This is a genomic window from Nocardia sp. Root136 (assembly GCF_001427185.1).
GTDB lineage: Bacteria > Actinomycetota > Actinomycetes > Mycobacteriales > Mycobacteriaceae > Nocardia > Nocardia salmonicida.
This window is the reverse complement of the sequence record NZ_LMFE01000008.1, coordinates 254,796-273,913: the sequence shown is the minus strand read 5'-3', so window position 1 is coordinate 273,913 and position 19,118 is coordinate 254,796. Positions and strand designations below refer to the sequence as shown.

Annotated in this window: 17 protein-coding genes; 10 read left to right on the top strand and 7 right to left on the bottom strand. The window is 65.3% G+C overall.

The window, feature by feature from the left end:
• Nucleotides 1-6: 6 nt before the first annotated feature.
• From ASD42_RS22395 to ASD42_RS22375, 5 genes are read left to right on the top strand one after another with little or no spacing between them, the layout of a single operon-like run.
• Nucleotides 7-426: a MerR family transcriptional regulator gene (locus tag ASD42_RS22395; protein ID WP_056819899.1), complete on the top strand. Its 420-nt coding sequence runs from the start codon at nucleotides 7-9 to the stop codon at nucleotides 424-426.
• Nucleotides 427-455: 29 nt separating this feature from the next.
• The gene (locus ASD42_RS22390; protein ID WP_056819895.1) at nucleotides 456-899 is read left to right on the top strand and encodes a helix-turn-helix transcriptional regulator; all 444 of its coding nucleotides are present in this window, start codon (nucleotides 456-458) and stop codon (nucleotides 897-899) included.
• A gap of 10 nt (nucleotides 900-909) precedes the next feature.
• Nucleotides 910-1,320, top strand: a complete 411-nt coding sequence (locus tag ASD42_RS22385; protein ID WP_056820461.1) for a VOC family protein — start codon at nucleotides 910-912, stop codon at nucleotides 1,318-1,320.
• A gap of 55 nt (nucleotides 1,321-1,375) precedes the next feature.
• Entirely contained in the window at nucleotides 1,376-3,757 is a 2,382-nt protein-coding gene (locus ASD42_RS22380; protein WP_056819892.1) for an ATP-binding cassette domain-containing protein, read from the top strand.
• A gap of 50 nt (nucleotides 3,758-3,807) precedes the next feature.
• Complete coding sequence (locus ASD42_RS22375) at nucleotides 3,808-4,224, top strand: GNAT family N-acetyltransferase (protein ID WP_056819888.1); 417 nt, start codon at nucleotides 3,808-3,810, stop codon at nucleotides 4,222-4,224.
• A gap of 36 nt (nucleotides 4,225-4,260) precedes the next feature.
• On the opposite strand, the gene ASD42_RS22370 is transcribed toward ASD42_RS22375, so the two are convergent.
• Nucleotides 4,261-5,163, bottom strand: a complete 903-nt coding sequence (locus tag ASD42_RS22370) for an aminoglycoside phosphotransferase family protein (RefSeq protein ID WP_056819885.1) — start codon at nucleotides 5,161-5,163, stop codon at nucleotides 4,261-4,263.
• A 264-nt stretch (nucleotides 5,164-5,427) separates the two neighbouring features.
• Here ASD42_RS22370 and ASD42_RS22365 point away from each other — a divergent pair, with 264 nt between their 5' ends.
• Nucleotides 5,428-6,228 carry a carbonic anhydrase gene (locus tag ASD42_RS22365; protein ID WP_235569776.1) on the top strand — a complete coding sequence of 267 codons (801 nt, stop codon included), beginning with the start codon at nucleotides 5,428-5,430 and terminating at the stop codon, nucleotides 6,226-6,228.
• Nucleotides 6,229-6,251: 23 nt separating this feature from the next.
• Here the strand turns inward: ASD42_RS22365 and ASD42_RS22360 are convergent, their stop codons facing one another.
• Nucleotides 6,252-6,851, bottom strand: a complete 600-nt coding sequence (locus ASD42_RS22360) for a TetR/AcrR family transcriptional regulator (protein ID WP_056819882.1) — start codon at nucleotides 6,849-6,851, stop codon at nucleotides 6,252-6,254.
• 78 nt (nucleotides 6,852-6,929) lie between these two features.
• Between ASD42_RS22360 and ASD42_RS22355 the strand changes: the two genes are divergently transcribed.
• The 3 genes from ASD42_RS22355 (at nucleotide 6,930) to ASD42_RS22345 (ending at nucleotide 11,350) form a co-directional block, all read left to right on the top strand.
• Entirely contained in the window at nucleotides 6,930-8,225 is a 1,296-nt protein-coding gene (locus ASD42_RS22355) for a YhgE/Pip domain-containing protein (RefSeq protein ID WP_235569775.1), read from the top strand.
• A 30-nt stretch (nucleotides 8,226-8,255) separates the two neighbouring features.
• Nucleotides 8,256-10,049, top strand: coding sequence for an AMP-dependent synthetase/ligase (locus tag ASD42_RS22350; protein WP_056819879.1), 1,794 nt, complete (start codon nucleotides 8,256-8,258; stop codon nucleotides 10,047-10,049).
• Nucleotides 10,050-10,192: 143 nt separating this feature from the next.
• Entirely contained in the window at nucleotides 10,193-11,350 is a 1,158-nt protein-coding gene (locus tag ASD42_RS22345; RefSeq protein WP_063893701.1) for a fatty acid desaturase family protein, read from the top strand.
• Between the two features lie 663 nt (nucleotides 11,351-12,013).
• On the opposite strand, the gene ASD42_RS22340 is transcribed toward ASD42_RS22345, so the two are convergent.
• The 3 genes from ASD42_RS22340 to ASD42_RS22330 all read right to left on the bottom strand — a co-directional run bounded on the left by ASD42_RS22340 (nucleotide 12,014) and on the right by ASD42_RS22330 (nucleotide 16,515).
• Entirely contained in the window at nucleotides 12,014-13,294 is a 1,281-nt protein-coding gene (locus ASD42_RS22340; RefSeq protein WP_056819877.1) for a lipase family protein, read from the bottom strand.
• A gap of 266 nt (nucleotides 13,295-13,560) precedes the next feature.
• Nucleotides 13,561-15,093, bottom strand: a complete 1,533-nt coding sequence (locus ASD42_RS22335) for an acyl-CoA synthetase (protein WP_056819874.1) — start codon at nucleotides 15,091-15,093, stop codon at nucleotides 13,561-13,563.
• 231 nt (nucleotides 15,094-15,324) lie between these two features.
• Nucleotides 15,325-16,515, bottom strand: a complete 1,191-nt coding sequence (locus tag ASD42_RS22330) for an epoxide hydrolase family protein (RefSeq protein ID WP_056819871.1) — start codon at nucleotides 16,513-16,515, stop codon at nucleotides 15,325-15,327.
• 103 nt (nucleotides 16,516-16,618) lie between these two features.
• Between ASD42_RS22330 and ASD42_RS22325 the strand changes: the two genes are divergently transcribed.
• Nucleotides 16,619-17,200 (top strand): CGNR zinc finger domain-containing protein, encoded by a 582-nt coding sequence (locus ASD42_RS22325; protein ID WP_056819868.1) that lies wholly within the window; start codon nucleotides 16,619-16,621, stop codon nucleotides 17,198-17,200.
• 20 nt (nucleotides 17,201-17,220) lie between these two features.
• Here ASD42_RS22325 and ASD42_RS22320 read toward each other — a convergent pair whose 3' ends face one another.
• A complete protein-coding gene (locus ASD42_RS22320) occupies nucleotides 17,221-17,607 on the bottom strand; it encodes a beta-sandwich lipoprotein (protein WP_056819865.1) in 387 nt (128 codons plus the stop codon).
• Nucleotides 17,608-17,786: 179 nt separating this feature from the next.
• Complete coding sequence (locus tag ASD42_RS22315) at nucleotides 17,787-19,025, bottom strand: PucR family transcriptional regulator (RefSeq protein ID WP_056819862.1); 1,239 nt, start codon at nucleotides 19,023-19,025, stop codon at nucleotides 17,787-17,789.
• Nucleotides 19,026-19,118 lie beyond the last annotated feature (93 nt).

Sequence of the window (19,118 nt, the reverse complement as noted above, 5' to 3'; positions counted from 1 at the left end):
CGGCGGATGGCCGAGGAACACACCACGATCGGTGCGGTGGCGACACGGTTCGGTCTGGCGCCCCACGTGCTCCGCCACTGGGAAGACCGTGGGCTGCTCTGCCCACCGCGTGACTCGGCCGGACGCCGCCACTATCGCAGCACCGATATCGACACCGTCGCGATGATCGTCCTCGGCAAGAAAGCCGGGCTGTCCCTCGACGATCTCGCCATCCTGTTCACCCGCGCTCCCGACCTCGCCACCCGCCGCGAGGTGCTCGAGGCCCATCGTGACCGCCTCGCCGACCAGATCGCCCGCACCCGCGCCGCCCTCGACGCCGTTACCCATGTGCTCGAGTGCGATGCCGAGGACTTCCGCACCTGCCCGCACTTCCGTGCCGAACTCGACGGGGTCCTGCACACCCGACGTGGGCGGCCGCTGTCGTAAATACCACCCGACGTGGGACGATCGCCCCTGTGACCGGCACCCCCGCGAAACCACAGCACCTGCGCGACCTAGCGCTGCTGCGTCGCGTGCGCGACCGCATCGATCGCGAATACGCCCAACCCCTCGACGTCGAAGCGCTCGCCCGCGGCGTCCACATGTCGGCCGGGCACCTCAGCCGACAATTCCGCCTCGCCTACGGGGAATCGCCGTACTCCTACCTGATGACCCGCCGCATCGAACGCGCCATGGCATTGCTGCGCCGCGGCGACCTGAGCGTCACCGACGTCTGCTTCGCGGTCGGCTCGTCCTCACTGGGCACCTTCAGCACCCGCTTCACCGAACTCGTCGGCGTACCGCCCAGCGTCTACAAACAGCAGCAGGACGAACAGACCGCGGGCATGCCGTCGTGCGTGGTCAAGAAGGTGACCAGACCGATCAGGAATCGAGAAGCTTCCGCTCCGGCCGACAATTAGCGTGGTCGGCATGAACCTCACCATTCACCAGAGCTACCTGCCCCAGGACGACCCCGATGCCGCGCTCGCCTTCTACCGCGACGCGCTCGGCTTCGAGGTGCGCAACGATGTGGGCTACAACGGGATGCGCTGGATCACCGTCGGCCCCACCGGCCAGCCCGATACCTCGATCGTGCTGCACCCACCGGCCGCCGACCCCGGCCTCACCGACGACGAACGTCGCGTCATCAGCGAAATGATGGCCAAGGGCACCTACGCCGGTATCAACCTCGCCACCGACGACCTCGACGGTTTGTTCGAAAAGCTGCAGGCCGGAGACATCGAGGTCGTCCAGGAACCCACTGATCAGCCCTATGGTGTGCGCGACTGCGCCTTCCGCGACCCCGCCGGAAATATGGTCCGCATCCAGCAGACCAAGTAAGCCACCGCGCCGGTAGATTCGATATCCGGCGATGTCGACTGATCGAGGGAGACCCATGAGCACGGCCAAGAAGACCGGCACCACCATAGAGCCGGCCGACAGCCACGATTTGATCCGCGTGCACGGCGCGCGGGTCAACAACCTGCGCGATGTGAGCATCGAGATCCCCAAGCGCAGGCTGACGGTCTTCACCGGCGTGTCCGGATCCGGCAAGAGCTCCCTGGTCTTCGGCACCATCGCCGCCGAATCGCAGCGCCTGATCAACGAGACCTACAGCGCGTTCGTGCAGGGCTTCATGCCCAGCCAAGCGCGCCCCGACGTCGACGTACTCGAGGGCCTGACCACCGCCATCCTCGTCGACCAGTCCCGCCTCGGTGCCGACCCACGCTCCACCGTCGGCACCGTCACCGACGCCAACGCGATGCTGCGCATTCTGTTCAGCCGCCTCGGCGACCCCCACATCGGGTCGTCGCAGGCGTTCTCCTTCAACGTCGCCTCGATCAGTGGTGCGGGCGCTGTCGAGGTCGAGAAGAACGGTGTCACCGTCAAGGAACGCCGCAGCTTCGCCATCACCGGCGGCATGTGTCCCACCTGTGAGGGCAAAGGCCAGATCAACGACATCGACCTCACCGAGCTCTACGACGAGAACCTCTCCCTCGACGAGGGCCCGTTCAAGATCCCCGGCTACAGCATGGACGGCTGGATGGGCCGCATCTTCAAGGGTTCCGGCTTCTTCGACCCGGCGAAGCCGATCAAGAAGTACACCAAGAAACAGCTCGCCGACCTGCTGTACAAGGAACCGACGAAGGTCAAGGTCGAGGGCATCAACCTCACCTACGAAGGACTCATCCCCAAACTGCGCAAGTCGATGCTGTCCAAGGACATCGATTCGCTGCAACCGCATGTGCGCGCCTTCGTCGAACGCGCCGTCACCTTCGGTACCTGCCCCGACTGTGCGGGCACCAGACTGTCCGCCGCGGCCCGATCGTCGAAGATCAACGGCATCAGCATCGCCGACGCCTGCGCCATGCAGATCACCGATCTCGCCGAATGGGTCAAGGAAGTCGACGACCCGTCGGTGGCGCCGCTGCTCGAGTCGCTGCGCCAGACCCTGGACTCGTTCGTCGAGATCGGCCTCGGCTACCTGTCGCTGTCGCGCCCCTCGGGCACCCTGTCCGGCGGTGAAGCCCAGCGCGTCAAGATGATTCGCCACCTCGGCTCCTCGCTCACCGACGTCACCTATGTCTTCGACGAACCCACCGCGGGCCTGCACCCGCACGACATCCAGCGGATGAACGACCTGCTGCTGCGCCTGCGCGACAAGGGCAACACCGTGCTCGTCGTCGAGCACAAGCCCGAAACGATCGTCATCGCCGACCACATCGTCGACCTCGGCCCCGCCGCCGGCTCCAAGGGCGGCACCATCTGCTTCGAAGGCACCGTCGACGGGCTGCGCGCCAGCGACACCGTCACCGGCCGCCACTTCGACGACCGCGCCTCGGTCAAGGACTCGGTGCGAAAGTCGACCAGCGCCTTGCAGATTCGTGGCGCCACCGCCAACAACCTCGACAAAGTCGACGTCGACATCCCCCTCGGCATTCTGGTGGCGATCACCGGCGTCGCGGGCTCGGGCAAGAGCTCGCTGGTGCACGGCTCGATCCCGATCGACGAAGGCGTCATCTCCATCGACCAGACCCCGATCAAGGGCTCGCGCCGCAGCAACCCCGCTACCTACACCGGTCTGCTCGACCACATCCGCAAAGCGTTCGCCAAGGCCACCGGCGCCAAACCAGCCCTGTTCAGCGCCAATTCCGAGGGCGCCTGCCCCAACTGCAACGGCGCCGGCGTGGTCTACACCGACCTGGCGATGATGGCCGGCGTGTCGACCATGTGTGAAGTGTGTGAGGGCAAACGGTTCATGGCCGAAGTCCTCGAATACACCTTCGCGGGCAAGAACATCAGCGAAGTGCTCTCGATGCCCGTCGACGAAGCCCGTGAGTTCTTCGGCGACGGCGAAGCCCGTACCCCTGCCGCCCACAAGATCCTCACCCACCTCACCGAAGTGGGCCTCGGCTACCTCACCATCGGCCAGCCACTGACCACCCTGTCCGGCGGCGAACGCCAGCGCCTCAAGCTCGCCACCCACATGTCCGACAAGGGCGGCACCTATATCCTCGACGAACCGACCACCGGCCTGCACCTGGCCGACGTCGAACAGCTCCTCGGCCTGCTCGACCGGCTCGTCGAATCCGGCAAGTCCGTCATCGTCGTCGAACACCACCAGGCCGTGATGGCTCACGCCGACTGGATCATCGACCTGGGCCCCGGCGCGGGCCACGACGGCGGCCACATCGTCTTCGAAGGCACTCCCGCCGAGCTCGTAGAGGCGCGCTCCACCCTCACCGGTGAACACCTGGCCACCTACGTCGGAGCCTGACATTGTGCGGCCGGGCTCACCCTGAGCCCGGCCGCGCTTACCCTGGACCGATGCTCGAGATCTCCACCGATCCCGCCGCCGTCGATCTCGACTGGCTCCACCACCGCCTGTCGACCGACGCCTACTGGGCCCTCGGCCGCAGTCGCGAACGCGTCCGCCGCGTCGTCGAGAACTCCTTGCCCTACAGCGTGTTCCACGACGGTTCCCAGATCGCCTTCGCCCGCCTGGTCACCGACCGCACCACCTTCGCCTGGCTCTCCGACGTCTACGTAGACCGTCACCAGCGCGGAAAAGGCGTCGGCAAACTCCTGCTGGACCGGATCATGGCCGACGCCGACGACTGGGGACTGCGCCGCATGGCCCTGGCTACCGGCGATGCCCACGACATGTACCGCCCTTACGGCTTCACCGCCCACCCCAAGCCGGACCAGTGGATGGAAAAGAACTGGCCGAGCAACCCCGCTTGAAGAATTCGTTGGGGTCCGTCGATCACGAAATCACCCTCACAACAGAATCTCGGCCAGCTGATCGGTCGCTCGGGTCAACCAGTCGGGATCACCGTGACGCCGTCCCCAGAGCGCAGCTTTGACCGCACGCACCTGCGCCCACCGACGGGCACGATCACGGTCGATTCCCGCTGCCTCGCAATACAAGTCCAGTCCGCGACGGATACCGGCGCCCGGATCGGCGGCGAACAGTAGCGGCGCGAACCGGTAGCTGCGAAGGACGGTGATCGTGTCGTAGGCGGGGTCGCCGACATACCCCTTGGGGTCGATCGCGAGCCAGGGTTCTCGTTCTCCCGCCAGTACATTCGCATCATGGAGGTCGCCGTGGACGAGGGTCTCGGGCTGCCCCGGACCGAGGTCGCGCAAGGTCTCGGCCGCGGCATCCAGAACGCGGCAGGGGAGTGGGTCGCCCAGTTCGGCGGCCGTCGTGCGGATCTCGTCGGCCCAGTCGGCGACCAGGTCGCTCAAGCGCGGTAGCCCGGCAGAGGCGTCGACAGCCAAGCGGTGCGACAGCTGCCCGAGTATGCCGACTGCCTCGTCGAAGTCGGTGACGTCGGCCAGAGTCTTGGGTCCTGTGCGCTCGAGCAGCATCGCGAACCGCTCGTCATCGCGGTCGAACAAGTGCACCGCACCTCGTCCGTTCCAGGTGGCGAACGCGTCCGGCTCGAACACATTGCCCGGGTGCGGAAACGAGACCTTGACGACCGCGGGCGGCAGATCCGGCCGCCGTACCGGTATGACGATCCCGACGTGGCCGTGCATGACCGGTCCGTCGGGGGTGCACGACCACCGTCGCAGCAACTCCTCCGCCAGGAGGGGCAGTGCCGCGATCCATGCCCGCCCAGGTTCGCCTTCGCGACCGATCGTTTCGTGGGCGAAGGCCTCTGGAATCTCGATCATGATCCGACCCTAGGCGTCTACCTCGAGGCGCGGCCACCACCGATGTGACGTATCTCGCCGCCCTCGAGTCTGTTCTCCGCGATGACGACAGGCATAGCCTGAGACCCCGCGCAGGAGCGAAATCGACTGCACTAGAAGAATATTCGGTGCAAACCGGACATTCTCGGTTCGGTGGACGTCTCGCTGATTTCGACGCGCGCACCCTGCCGTCCCGGGACGTGTACATCCGGGCCGACGGCAGAATCATGGCAAGGAGCTACACCGGTGCCGATTCGTCACACAGACCTCAGCCCCGTCATCACCCGCCGCGGCGCACTCGCCGCACTGGCACTGCTCGCTGCCGCCGGTTGCGGCGGTTCGGTCGCGGCCACCACGGGCAAGCCGCACTGGGACTACGACGCCGAGGGCCCCGAGCACTGGGCCGACCTCGACCGCGGCTACTCGGCCTGCCGAGTCGGCCACGCCCAATCGCCGATCGACCTGGACAGCCCCACCGAACTACATCCGTCCGACCACATCGAGATCGACTACCGCCCCATCCCCTCGGTGGACCTGCTCAACAACGGACACACCGTTCAGGTGGGCGCCCCAGCGGACTCCGGCAACCGCATCGTCGTCGACGGAACCCCGTTCACCCTGACCCAATTCCACTTCCATCTCCCCAGCGAGCACACAGTCGACGGCGCCGAGACCGCCATGGAACTGCATTTCGTCCACACCGCCCAATCTGGCCGGCTGGCTGTTCTCGCGGTCCTCCTGAACGCGCACACCGACCCCACCCCGCTGAGTCGCATACTCACCGCGGCCCCGGACCGCGCAGGCCTCACCCGCGCTGTCACCACTGTCGACCCGCGCGAGTTCCTCCCGGCCGACCTCGCCCAGTTCCGCTACCAGGGCTCCCTGACCACGCCCCCGTGCACCGAAGGCGTGGAATGGATCGTGCTGCGCCACCCCGCGCCGGTCGCAATCCGCGATGTCGACAGTTACCGCGCGCTGTTCCCGCACAGCAATCGACCCACCCAGCCGCGCAACGGTCGGCCCGTAGTCCTGGCCGGATCCAATTGAGCAGTCGTCGAGGGCTGTGATCGTCAGCTGGGGGAGGACCGGGGGAGCAGGCCGAGGGTGAGGTGCCGGACCAGGTCGTCGAGCAGCTGTTCGGAGTCGTAGTCGGCGGTATAGCCGGACCCGACGAAGGTAGCCAACCCCTGGAGGGCGGCCAGGGCGGTGACACCGAGCCGTTTCGGGTCACCCGCCACGATCTCGCCGGCGGCCTGACCTTCGGCGATGAGGGTGATCGGCACCGCGAACGCCCGGTCGGCGGCCTGCTGGAGATCGGCGGAGGTGGAGTTGTTTCGGCGCGCGAACATCAGCGGCAAGAGCTCGAGGTTGTCGACGGCGAATCGCAGGTAGGCATAGGCGACGGTCTGTAGGCGTGCCGTGATGGGTCCTTCGATCACGGCCTGTTCGAAACAGGCGCCGAGGCGTTCGAGCCCGGTCACGGCGAGTGCGTCGAGGAGCGCTTGCTTGTCGCGGAAATGCCGACTCGGCGCCGCATGGCTCACACCGGTGTCGCGGGCCAGCTGACGCAGAGACAGCCCGTCCACACCGGCCTCGCGCAGTGTCGCCTCGGCGCGCGTCAGCAGCGCGGCGCGGAGGTCGCCGTGGTGGTACGGGGTGTGCAGGGACATGGTACGAGCAGGATATCCGACGTCCGCCCAATGTTTGCGTTGACTACTTTGTTGTCGCTGACTACATTGACGATTGCCATGACTGACAACACCGCGCCCACCCGCAAGCAGCGCACCATGCCGATCCGCGAATGGCTGGCCCCGATCACCCTGGTCACCATCCTGGCGGCGCTGCTGGGCACCATGTACCTCGGCTACACCGCCGACCCCGAGAAGCACCTCCACGACTTCCCGATCGCCCTGGTCAACCAGGACGTCGGCGACACCGTCGGCGGTACACCCACCAACATCGGCGCACAGATCACCACGGCGCTGAGCGACAACATCCCCGCCGACAAGATCGACCTGCGCCCACTCGGCATCAACGAAGCCCAGCGACAGCTGCAGAACGGCGAGGTGTACGGCGCCATCGTCATCCCCGGCGACTTCACCAAGCGCGTCGCCATCCTCGGCGCCGCATCGATCGTCCCCGGCCAGGTCGAACAGCCGATCATCTCCGTGCTCACCAATCCACGGGCAGGCACTCTCGCCGCACAGATCATGAACACCGTCGCCGACCAAGCCATGACACAGGTGAACAGCACCGTCGGCGCCCAACTCGCCGAGCAGGTCAACGCCGCTATCGGCGCCACCCCACTCAGCGGCGCGGCCCAGCTGCAACTCACCGAGCCGATCGACGTCATGGTCAGCGCCTACCACCCACTGCCCGAAGGCACCGGCCAAGGCCTGGCCGCGTTCTTCTACACCCTGGTGCTGCTGATCGTCGGATTCAGCGGCGCGATGATGATCAACTCGCTGGTCGACGCCTCCCTCGGCTACATCCCCGCCGAATACGGCCCATGGCACAAGACCACCGCCCCGGCCCCGATCAGCCGATGGCGCACCCTGCTCGTGAAATGGGCAATCGCCACGATCAGCGCCCCGCTGGCATCCGGAGTGTTCCTCGGCGTCGGCACCCTGCTGAACATGTCGATCGAGCGACCACTGATGCTGTTTCTCTATGGCACACTGGCGATCGCCGCCATCGCGGTCACCGCCCTGTCGGTGATGGCCGCCTTCGGCACGGCAGGCCTGATGATCAATCTCATCGTGTTCGTGGTGCTCGGCATCCCGTCGTCCTCGGGCACCATCCCGCTCGAGGCGACACCGCGCTGGATCGCCGACATGGCCACCTTCGAACCCATGCATCAGATCTACCTGTCCGTGCGCGCCATCCTGTTCTTCGACGGACACCTCGAAGCGGGCATGGCACAGGGCCTGTCGATGACCCTCGCCGGACTCGCGATCGGCCTGGTCGTCGGTGCGGTGGCCACCAATGCCTACGACCTGCGCGGACTGCTGCGTCTCGGCATCGAGCACGCGCCCGCGCGATAACTGATCAACCCACGTGGAAGGGCCCCTGTGATGCCTGAGTTCGAAGCCCCGGCTTCCTACACGATTCCGGAACACGCGAACAATTCCGACAGCGTGTTCCTGCACGCCGAACACTCGCCACACACGGTGCTGTTCAACGTCTCGAACGGCAGCGGCGGACTCACCGACATCACCGCGGCCCAGTTCGCACGAACGGTCACCGACGTGGCCAAGGGCCTCATCGCCTCGGGCATCGAACCCGGCGACCGCGTGGCCATCATGGCACCCACCCGCTACGAATGGGTCGTGCTCGACCACGCGATCTGGGCAACCGGCGCCTGCACCGTCGCCATCTACGACAGCTCCGCCGCCGAGCAGGCGACGTGGATCCTGCAGGACTCCGCGACGACACTGCTCATCGTCGACAGCGACAAACACCGCGCGATCATCGAGGAGATCGACGACCGCGCACTGCCCGAGCTGCGAGAAATCCTCCAGATCGACAAAGGCGTCGTCGAGGAGTTGACCACTCGCGGCGCCCACCTCGACGACGCGGCCGTCCACACCCGCCGAGCCGATGTCGGGGCGAGCGCCCCGGCAACCCTGATCTACACCTCGGGCACCACCGGCCGCCCCAAAGGCGTCGTTCTCACGCACGGCAACCTCTACGCCGAGTCGAAATCCGACCGCATCGCCCTGGGCGAGTTCGTCACCCAGGGCAACAAGACACTGATGTTCCTGCCGCTCGCCCACGTCTTCGCACGAGCGGTGACCTTGGCAGCGCTCGATGCCAAAGTGGTCGTCGCGTTCAGTTCCGACTGGTCGACACTCGTCGACCAATTCGGCAGCTACCGACCGCACTTCATCCTCGCGGTGCCGCGAGTGTTCGAGAAAGTCTTCAACGGCGCCAAGCAGAAGGCGCACGCCGGCGGTAAGGGCAAGATCTTCGACCTGGCCACCGAGACCGCCATCGCGTGGAGCGAATCGTTGGACACCGGGGGACCCGGTCTCGCGCTCAGACTGCGCCACACCGTGTTCGACACACTGGTGTACCGCAAACTACGCCAGGCGCTCGGCGGACGCTGCGAGGCGGCGGTCTCCGGTGGCGGACCGCTGGGCGCTCGGCTCGGTCACTTCTTCCGCGGTGCCGGCATCCCGATCTACGAGGGCTACGGACTCACCGAGACCACCGCGGCGATCACCGTCAACACCCCGGCCGATACCCGCGTCGGCACCGTCGGCCGCCCGACCGAAGGCCACGCCGTCAAGATCGCCGCCGACGGCGAACTGCTCCTGCGCGGCCCCGTCGTATTCCACGAATACTGGGGCAACGCCCAGGCCACCGAGGACGCCTTCGCCGACGGCTGGTTCCAGACCGGCGATCTCGGCACCATCGACCGCGACGGATACCTCACCATCACCGGTCGCAAGAAGGAAATCATCGTCACCGCAGGCGGAAAGAACGTCTCCCCGGGACTGATGGAGGACTCCCTGCGCGCCCACCCGCTGATCAGCCAGGCGATGGTGGTCGGTGACGGCCGCCCGTTCGTCGGCGCCCTGATCACCCTCGACCCCGAAGTACTCCCGGCCTGGAAGCAAAGCCACAACCTGCCCGCCGACACCACGAACGAGGCCCTGATCGACAACCCGGACCTCGTCGCGGAGATCGACGCGGCCATCGCTGACACCAACAAGAAGGTGTCCCATGCCGAGGCGATCAAGAAGGTCCGCATTCTGCCCGTCGACTGGACCGAGGCCACCGGCGAACTGACGCCGAAGATGTCGCTCAAGCGAGCAGAGGTGATGAAGAAGTACGCCACCGAGGTGGACAAGATCTACGGCTAGTAGCTAGTACCACCCAATTCGGAACACCAGTCTGTTATGTCTAACTAAATAACGCGGACTGCACCGCATCGACCCCTCGAGTTCGTATCCTCACCAGGACCGCGCCCGGCGCGCGGCACCGGAACAGGGGTTGAACACAGCAGATGGCTATATCTGACGTCGAGGCGTACACACATCTCTCGCCGACCGACATCGAAGAGTTCGGGCAACGCCTGGACGCGTTGCGCGGACAGATCGAATCCAGCTTGGGCGAGCGCGACGCGAAATATATCAAGACTGTCATCCGCGTTCAGCGAGCGTGCGAAATCGCCGCTCGACTCGTCCTGATCGACTCGGGTCGGAAAAGCAGTTGGTGGTGGGGGACAGGCCTACTCACCTTGTCGAAGGTGCTCGAGAACATGGAGATCGGGCACAACGTCATGCACGGCCAGTGGGACTGGATGAACGACCCGGAAATCCACTCCACCACCTGGGAATGGGACCATTCCATGCCCGCCGCGCATTGGAAAGAAGCGCATAATTACCGCCATCACGTTTTCACCAACGTGCTCGGCCTGGACCCCGATGAAGGCTACGGTCTGCTCCGCATCACCCGCGACCGTCGCTGGCGTCCTTACCACCTCGGTAACTTCGTCTACCTCGTCCCGGTCTCGCTGCTCTATGAACTGGGCATGTGCGTGTACCACCTGGAGATCCCGCGCGTGCTGGCGGGCAAGAAGGACAAGAAGAAGTTCCGGGAAGCTCGTGATGAAATCGCCCAGAAGGCAGGAAAGCAGCTGCTCAAGGACTATGTCATCTTCCCGGCGATGACCGGGCGGAACTGGAAATCGACGGTACGCGCGAACATCACCGCCAACCTCACCAAGAACGTGTGGGAACAGATCATCACGTTCTGCGGGCATTTCCCCGACGGCGCGGAGAAGTTCACCAAACGCGATATCGAGAACGAGACTCGCGGCGAATGGTACCTGCGCCAATACCTGGGCAGCGCCAATATCGAAGTCGGTCCCCTGATGCGCATTCTGTCGGGAACGCTCAGCCATCAAATCGAACACCACTTGTTCCCGGATCTGCCGAGCAACCGACTTCCCGAAATTCAACGTGAAGTGCGCAAACTGGCGGCCGAATATCGCCTGCCTTACACCACCGGCAGCCTGGTCCGGCAATACGGTCTGACATTGCGCACCATCGCGAAACTGTCGTTGCCCGATAAGTACCTCACCGCCGACGCCGACGAAGCCCCGGAGACCAGCTCCGAAAAGGCCACCGAATCACGCCGCCTGACCCCTGTTCTCGTCTGATCCTCGTCGCGCACCGCATCACTTCGAGTTCGGCGTTGCGGTGCGCCGTCGGGGAACCTCCAATAGTTTCGTCACTGTGACGAAATAGGGACAGGGAAGGGGGAGGGGGAGTGCCGCCCTTCGGGTGGCCGCATCAGCTTTCCGTGGATCCAGGCCCCAGATCTGGCGATTAGCGGCATTCAGCGAGAACGGTTATCAATCGAGCAATCCGAGAATTGTCCGAATTTCGTCAGATTTCGTCCCAGATACCGAAATGTCGTGCAGAGGTCCGCATAAATTGTCTGCGCGCACAAAACGGGAGCGCAGACAGGCATCCTGAGATGCCTGTCTGCGCGCGGTGCAGCTCGGCACACACTGCAAGCATCCGCAGAACTCGCGAATACCCCTCGCGACCGGCCGCCTTCAAACGCCGATAATGCACATTATGTCAAGTAAGCCCTTACTCGGCGCCCTCCCGGCCAGCTGCGTTCAGCAGATTCGTCCGGTTGCAAACCATCTGGCCACCCCCACCTTTGCTGACCGCGGGTGGGTGCGACTGCCCTCTGAACTCTCTGCCGAGATCTGCGTCCGCTCAGCGTGATTGATGTCGGACGTTTCCTGTCGCGGCAGAGAATTCGAAGGCCCCTCCCCTGTGGTCCCGAGGATTGATGGAGACCGGCGTTGTCAGGGCAACGACGCGCAGTTCACCGGAGCGGGCACGCCCGCGAGGCGATCGACCATCCAGGGCTGCGAACTCGTCAGCGACGGGAAGAAGGCCAGATCATGGGTGCCCAAGAAGCCCGACATCGCGGGCACCGTGCCGTCCGCTTCCAGTTGTACCGCCGCGCCGCCGCCACACCATTGCGCGGCAAGATCGCGCGCCGCGGGATAGGTGGCCTTGTCGTCGTGCATGGCCGAGTAGACGCGCACCGGCGCCGCAGGGGCGGTCCCGCCGAGCCGCTGCTCGTCGAATGCCCGCTTCAACTCGGGGGAACCGTCGATTACAGCCGTCAGCGGTCGTCCGCTGGTCGTCCACCGGGCCGTGTCCTGGGGCTGGACGAGAATCTCGGAGAGACCGCCCCCGCACGTGCCGGCGGAGCTGTGCAGGATCGCCTTACCGGTGTCGTTGAGCTCGGCATCGAGTACCGGGCGGGTCTCGGGGTAGTCGGCGGCGATTCCGTTGAGCACCCACGCGATGGCGGGCGCGACGCCGGGGCTGCCATCGCTGCGCGCGATGAAGTCCTGCGGCCCCGCCACCGGCCCGCCCACGTAAGCTCCGCGTACGTTGAGTTCGGGTGCGTACTCGGCCTGCAGTTCGGCGGCGGCAGCGGAGGCCATCCCGCCCTGGGAGTAGCCGTAGATGATGACCGGTGAATCCGGGCCGAGTCCCGAACCGGGCAGGCGCAGTGCGGCCCGCGCGGAATCCAGCACCGCGTAAGCCTGCGTCTTGCGGTTCAGGAAGTTGTGCACTACCGGTACCCCGAAGTCGTGATAGTCGGTCATCACGACCGCCATCCCGCTCGCCAGGAGTTGATAGATCGCGATGATGTCGTATTCGAAGACCACGTCGGCAGGCGGCTGGTATCGGACCACCTGCCCCAGCATCGCCGACGGCGCGCATTCGGCGCTCTGCCCCTGTGCGCCGCCCGCGTATGCCACCAGTGGTCGCGGGCCCGGGCCGGTCCAAGGCTGACTCGGCTCCAGATAGGTGCCGACCACCGTGTTCGGCGCGCCGTGGGTGTCGTTGCTGGAGTAGACCAGCCGGGTGGATCGTGCCGGTATCGGCCCGGCCGCGCCGGGAATCGTGATCGCCGTCGCAGCACCGTCGGCATGGATAACGTCACCCCCCGCCACCTGTAACTGCGGTGGCTGGGCCCCTACCGTCGATGTGGCCACGACCCCGGTGCCGACGACCACGAGGGTTCCCGTGAGGGCTGCGATCCAGGCGCGTTTTCCGCTCTTCATACCGATCCTTCGTGCGAGTTGGTCCGTTCAGGGCATCTATCGAACCGAACAGCACAATCGCCACGGGATGGAGCGCAACACCGCTTGTCAGCGGATCGTGAGCAGAAAAGCGTGCTATTCGATCCGAGAGATCTAGATCGAAACTGCGGGCATCTCTGTCTAGCGCAGAACCAGGCACGGATATCGCGGTGCCGGGGTCAGCTTATGTCATGAGGTCGGCATCGCTGCGTAGGGTGCTACTTCGGCATCGGCGGCGGCCCCATCGGTCAGAGATACCGGGCCCGAAGTTTGCCCTTGACCAGCTTTCCGGTCGGCGTGCGCGGCAGATCGTCGGAGAAGTCGACCGTGCGTGGCACCTTGTAGGCGCCGATCCTCTCCCCGAGGAAATCGCGCAGTTCCTCGGCGAGTGCGGGCCCCGCCTCGACCCCGGCCGCCGGTTGCACGACCGCCTTCACCGATTCGCCCATCTCCTCGTCGGGCACGCCGATCACCGCGACATCGAACACCTTCGGATGTAAGGCCAGTGCGTTCTCGATCTCCTGCGGATAGATATTGACGCCGCCCGAGATGATCGTGAACGCCTTACGGTCGGTGAGGAACAGGTAGCCGTCCTCGTCGAGGTAACCGATATCGCCGGTGGTGGTCCAGGTGGGATGGTTCGGGTGGACCGCCTCGGCGGTCTTGGCGGGATCGTTGTGGTAATTGAACGGCAGTTCTTCGCGTTCGAAATAGATGGTGCCGATCTCGCCGGACGCCAGTTCGGCGCCGTCGGTGCCGCACACCCGGATGACACCCAGGCCCGCGGTACCGACCGAACCCGGTTTACGCAGCCACTGCTCGCTGTCGATGAAGGTGGCGCCGTTGGCCTCGGTCGAGGCGTAGTACTCGTGCAGCACCGGCCCCCACCAGTCGATCATGGCCTGTTTCACCTCGACCGGACACGGTGCGGCGGCGTGTACGGCGGCCTGCATACTCGACACGTCGTAGCGGGCTCGCACCGATGCGTCGAGTTTGAGCATCCGGACGAACATGGTCGGCACCCATTGACTGTGGGTGACCCGGTGCCGTTCGATCGTGGCGAGTGCCAGCTCCGCGTCGAACTTCTCCATCACCACGAGGGTGCCGCCCAGCGCGTTCACCACACCACCGAAACGCAACGGCGCCGCGTGATACAGCGGTGCGGGTGAGAGGTAGACACTCTGGGATTCGAAGGCGTAGAGCGGGCCGAAGATCGCGGTGTAGGTGTCACCGGGCGGATCGCCGACCTGACGATCGGACAGCGGTAGTTTTATGCCCTTGGGTCTGCCCGTGGTCCCCGAGGAGTAGAGCATGTCGGCTCCGCGCGGCTGATCGGCCAACGGATCGGGAGAGGCCGCCGCGAGCGCCTGCTCGTAGGATTTGAATCCCTCGACCGGACCGTCGAAGGCCAACCGGATCTCCACCTGCGGCGTATGCGCGGTGACCTGCTCGGCGGTCGCGGCCAGCGCTGCGGACACGATGAGAGCGCGCGCCCCGCAGTCGTCGACGATGTAGCCGATCTCGGCGGGAGTCAGATGCCAGTTGACGACCGTGATGTAGAGCCCCGAACGCAGTGCGGCCCAGTACACCTCGTATACCTTCGGGTCGTTCACCGACAGCAGCGCCACATGATCGCCTCTGCGCAGCCCCGCATCGTGGAGGTGGCGGGCCAGCCGGATCGAGTTCTCCTCCAGTTGCCGATAGGTCAGCGTGGCACCGCTCTCGGCCATGACGATGGCAACCTTGTCGGGGAATCGGTCGACGTGTGCGCCCGGATACATACTGCTCCTTCGTAGAACGGAGCGGATATCGCGATGTCCGCTCGAGCGGGTGGCCCCGTTCCGGACAGTAGCCGAAAGTGAACGGTGATTCCGGCGATTCCGGAACGCGTGCGTCACCGGGGCGGCATCGTGGGCGGCCGAGTTATACCTGTGATGTCGTGTCGCCGCGCAGGTGCGGGGCACTCTATGGCGATCCCGTCGGGCACAAAGTTGCCGGTTATTCCAAGGAGGTCAACAAGACGGCAATCGGACATTCGCAGCCGCCAGTACTTCCGCGAGGCCTTCCTGCAGGTCCTTGACGAAGTACCCGGGTACCTCGAGCGACGGGAAATGTCCCCCACTCTCGGGCAAGCTCCATCGGACGATCTGTCGGTACCGCTCCTGCGCCCATGCGCGTGGAGCCTTCTCGACGTCCCGTGGATACATGGTGATCGCTGACGGCACGTCTACGCGAAGTTCTGGATCGAGCGCGTTGTGGCTTTCGTAGTAGATGCGGGCCGCAGATGCGCCGGTCCGCGTCAGCCAGTACAGGGTGACATCGTCGAGAACGCTGTCGATGGAAATCGTTTCGAACGGGCTGTCCTCGGTATCGGTCCACTCGGCGAACTTGTCGAGGATCCAGGCGAGCAGCCCGACCGGTGAGTCGACGAGCGAGTAGCCGATGGTCTGCGGTCGGGTTGCCTGCTGCTTCGCGTAGGCCGCGCGGTGGCGCCAGAAGTCGCGGGTTTCCGCTGCCCACTCGCGCTCGACCGCCGTCAGACCGTCGGTGGTCAACCCGGGCGGTCCCTCCGCGAATGTGGTGTGGATGCCGAGGACGTGCGCCGGGAACCTACCGCCGAGAACCGTGGTGATGTTGCCGCCCCAGTCGCCGCCGTGGGCCAGGAACCGGCCATAGCCGAGCCTTCCCATGAGTTCCACCCAGGCGGCCGCGATCTTCTCGGTCCCCCACCCGGTGGTGGCCGGCTTGTCGCTGTAGCCGAAGCCGGGCAACGACGGGACTACGACGTGGAACGCCGGCGCGTCTGCGTCCTTCGGATCTGCCAGCTCGTCTACTCCATCGATGAATCGAACAATGCTGTCCGGCCAACCGTGCGTCAGGATCAGCGGAGTGGCGTCCGCGCGCGTGGATCGGCGGTGCAGGAAGTGGATTCCCAGGTCATCGATCGTCGTACGGAACTGGCCGATCCGGTTGAGGCGCTCTTCGAACGATCGCCAGTTGTACTCGGTGCGCCAGTAATTCACGACGTCGACGAGGTCCGCGAGAGGGACTCCCTGTTCCCATCGCCGAGGGTCGGGCGCGGCGCGGTAGACCGTCTCGGCCTCCGGTAGGCGGGCCGCGGCCAATCGCGCGCGCAGATCGTCGAGGTCGGCGTCAGGTGCGTGGGCTTCGAATACGTGCACATCGCTGGTCGTGCGGGGCATGAGACCTCCTTGCCGTCGCGTAACCGGTTACCGCTTATCGAGAACCGGCTAAGACGGTTCTAACACGCCTCGATTCCGACACGCAACCGGCTAAGGTGGTTCCATGCCTGCCGAGTTCCCTGACTTCCGCCTCGGGAGTGTGCTGGCTACCAGCTTCACGGCGACTTTGACGGAGCGTCACGGCGACGCCGTGGAACGCATTCCCACGCCGCAGCGACTCGTCGACTGGCTCGCAGTGAGCGGCTTAGCTGTCGACTCCTGCACCACCGCCCAGCTCGAACTCGCTCGGACACTGCGGGAATCAATTCACGCCGCCGCGACAGCGGCCGCGATCCAGGACACTCCCCCTGTGCCTGCTGTCCGAATCATCAATGACCGCAGCATTCAAGGGCGGGCGGCGGCGATCCTGACGCCCGAGAGCAATCGCGAATGGCGACTCAGCTCGGCTTCCTGTGTAGAAGATGCCCTCGGCGTCATCGCCGCCGACGCGATCAGCATCATCGCGGGCGAACGAGACGGAAGATTGGCCTTGTGCGCATCGCCGACGTGCCGAGCGGTCTTCTTCGATACCAGCCAGAGCCGCACCCGCAAGTGGTGTGACATGAACACCTGCGGGAATCGTCAGAAGAAGGCGCGCTTCACCGCGAACCAGCGTAAGACCCCAGATCAGCGGAGCGATCGCTAGTCCTGTTCCGCTCCCCTGGTTCAGGGACGGTCGACGTCGGGGATGATGGTCTCGGGCTTGAAGATCACCTTGTAGTGGTAGCGGCTCACCTCGGCGCCCTCGAGCTGTTCGACGAAGTAGCTCACGTTGTCCGAGAGCCCGAGAAAGTGCTTCTTGTATTCGTCGTCACCGGTCTTGCAGGTCACCTCGAGCTGGTTGTTCTCGTCCTTGATCGAGCATTTTCCCTCGATGGACAGCAGGTACTTGTCGGTGATTCCGTTGAAGAACACCACCCGGCGGTCGATCTTGAACTGGTCCGATTCTTTGGACAGGTTCTTCGACACTACGTCGGCGTCACTCGAGCAACCGGTCACCGCGACGACCCCCGCTGACAGAGCCGCAACAGCGGCGATGAGCTTGTTGTTCATTCCCCCACCTCACTTCGATCCTTCTTCTGACCATCATGGGCGTCAGCGGTCGAGCTCGCCACTGTCAGAGGGGATTTCCGCCCGAAGCGGATATCGGCTCTCGGGCCGCCGCGGCGGCACTGCCACGTAGCGGATTTCGGCTGTCGATCAGCTGTGCGGGATGCACAAACCACCTGGACTCAGATTGTCCGAGTCAGGACGTGGCGGTACCAGCGGCAGATGCCGAGGGCGAAGCGCAGTTCGAAGGTGTCGGTGTCGACCGCGATGCCGTAGCGGCCGGTGACCTGCTGGATGCGGTACTGGACGGTGTTGCGGTGGACGTCGAGGACGCGGGCGGTGCGGGAGTAGCTGGCGCCTTCAGCGAGGAACACCTCGAGAGTGTTCCTCAATAGCTCCACCTTGGTGCCGTCGCCGGCCAGGGGGCCGAGGACGCGGTGGACGAGGCCTGCGAGTTCGTCCGGGTCGTCGGTCAGCAACGCGAAGGGCGCGATCGCGTCGTAGTCGACCACGGTGGGTGCGGTCTCCCCCGCTGAAATGGCCAGCGCCTTCGCCCGTGCCGCACTGCGGGCCGAGCGTCGAAACCCGGGCAGCCCTTCGCCGATCGGGCCGAGAGCGACTCGTACCGGCAGTCCGCTGGCCTCGACCTGTTCGGTGAGCTCGTGGAGCGCGCACGGCTCCTCGATCGGGAACCAGAGACACATGGCGCGGTCCCCCGACGCTGCGACCAATTCGGAACCGCGGGTGCGCATCGCGGCGGACAGCAGCTGTCGTGCCTGCTCGAGCGCGCGCGCGGCGTCGGTGCCGGTGGCTGTCGACCATACTTCGGCCGCGTGGTGTGGCTGGTCGAGTCGGTAGTTCAGCACTTCTTCGGCCGCCGCGACGTCGACATCCTCGTTGTCGAGCAGACGTGCGATCCACTGCTGCCGTGCGGCTTGGCGACTGCTGAGCCAGCGATCGCGTTCCGCCTCGTAGATTCGCCCCATCGACGAATTGAGCCGATCCAGGTAGGTCCCCGCGAACTTGAGGACCTCCGCGATCCGGGCGGGTTGGTCGGGGCCGGGAACAGCGAGGATCAGCCCGATCGCCGCGTCCAGGATGCGGTACTGCCCGAGCCCGTAGGCGCGCAGCAGGATCGTCAGCGGTACACCTCGCCGGGCCAGGCGTTGGGCGTAGGCGGCGGCGCCCGCAGGCGGGCTGACGGTGGACGGATCGATACCGTTCGCCAGGACGTGCTGCACGGCGGCGATGTTCTCCGCGATGCTGGCGGCTCGCATCTCGGCCAGGTCGGCGGCCACGTCGTTGAGCGGAATCATCTGCTCGGTGACGCGGATGAGGTCTTCGGTGATGGCCTCGACACGCGGGCCGAGGGCCTGTCCCACCCATATCAGGGATCCGTATGCCGCCACGGGCGCTTCCATTCGTTGAACAAAAAACATCGACGACATTGTGCCATCCGCACAAATTTCTGATCGATTCGGTCTGGGCGCCGAGAAACAAACCGGTCATGTGGT

Bases quoted from the DNA above. Each gene is read 5' to 3' on its own strand.
- ASD42_RS22395 (WP_056819899.1), top strand. From the start codon at position 7: ATGGCCGAGGAACACACCACGATCGGTGCGGTGGCGACACGGTTCGGT.
- ASD42_RS22385 (WP_056820461.1), top strand. From the start codon at position 910: ATGAACCTCACCATTCACCAGAGCTACCTGCCCCAGGACGACCCCGAT.
- ASD42_RS22380 (WP_056819892.1), top strand. From the start codon at position 1,376: ATGAGCACGGCCAAGAAGACCGGCACCACCATAGAGCCGGCCGACAGC.
- ASD42_RS22375 (WP_056819888.1), top strand. From the start codon at position 3,808: ATGCTCGAGATCTCCACCGATCCCGCCGCCGTCGATCTCGACTGGCTC.
- ASD42_RS22370 (WP_056819885.1), bottom strand. From the start codon at position 5,163: ATGATCGAGATTCCAGAGGCCTTCGCCCACGAAACGATCGGTCGCGAA.
- ASD42_RS22360 (WP_056819882.1), bottom strand. From the start codon at position 6,851: ATGTCCCTGCACACCCCGTACCACCACGGCGACCTCCGCGCCGCGCTG.
- ASD42_RS22355 (WP_235569775.1), top strand. From the start codon at position 6,930: ATGACTGACAACACCGCGCCCACCCGCAAGCAGCGCACCATGCCGATC.
- ASD42_RS22350 (WP_056819879.1), top strand. From the start codon at position 8,256: ATGCCTGAGTTCGAAGCCCCGGCTTCCTACACGATTCCGGAACACGCG.
- ASD42_RS22345 (WP_063893701.1), top strand. From the start codon at position 10,193: ATGGCTATATCTGACGTCGAGGCGTACACACATCTCTCGCCGACCGAC.
- ASD42_RS22340 (WP_056819877.1), bottom strand. From the start codon at position 13,294: ATGAAGAGCGGAAAACGCGCCTGGATCGCAGCCCTCACGGGAACCCTC.
- ASD42_RS22335 (WP_056819874.1), bottom strand. From the start codon at position 15,093: ATGTATCCGGGCGCACACGTCGACCGATTCCCCGACAAGGTTGCCATC.
- ASD42_RS22330 (WP_056819871.1), bottom strand. From the start codon at position 16,515: ATGCCCCGCACGACCAGCGATGTGCACGTATTCGAAGCCCACGCACCT.
- ASD42_RS22325 (WP_056819868.1), top strand. From the start codon at position 16,619: ATGCCTGCCGAGTTCCCTGACTTCCGCCTCGGGAGTGTGCTGGCTACC.
- ASD42_RS22320 (WP_056819865.1), bottom strand. From the start codon at position 17,607: ATGAACAACAAGCTCATCGCCGCTGTTGCGGCTCTGTCAGCGGGGGTC.
- ASD42_RS22315 (WP_056819862.1), bottom strand. From the start codon at position 19,025: ATGGAAGCGCCCGTGGCGGCATACGGATCCCTGATATGGGTGGGACAG.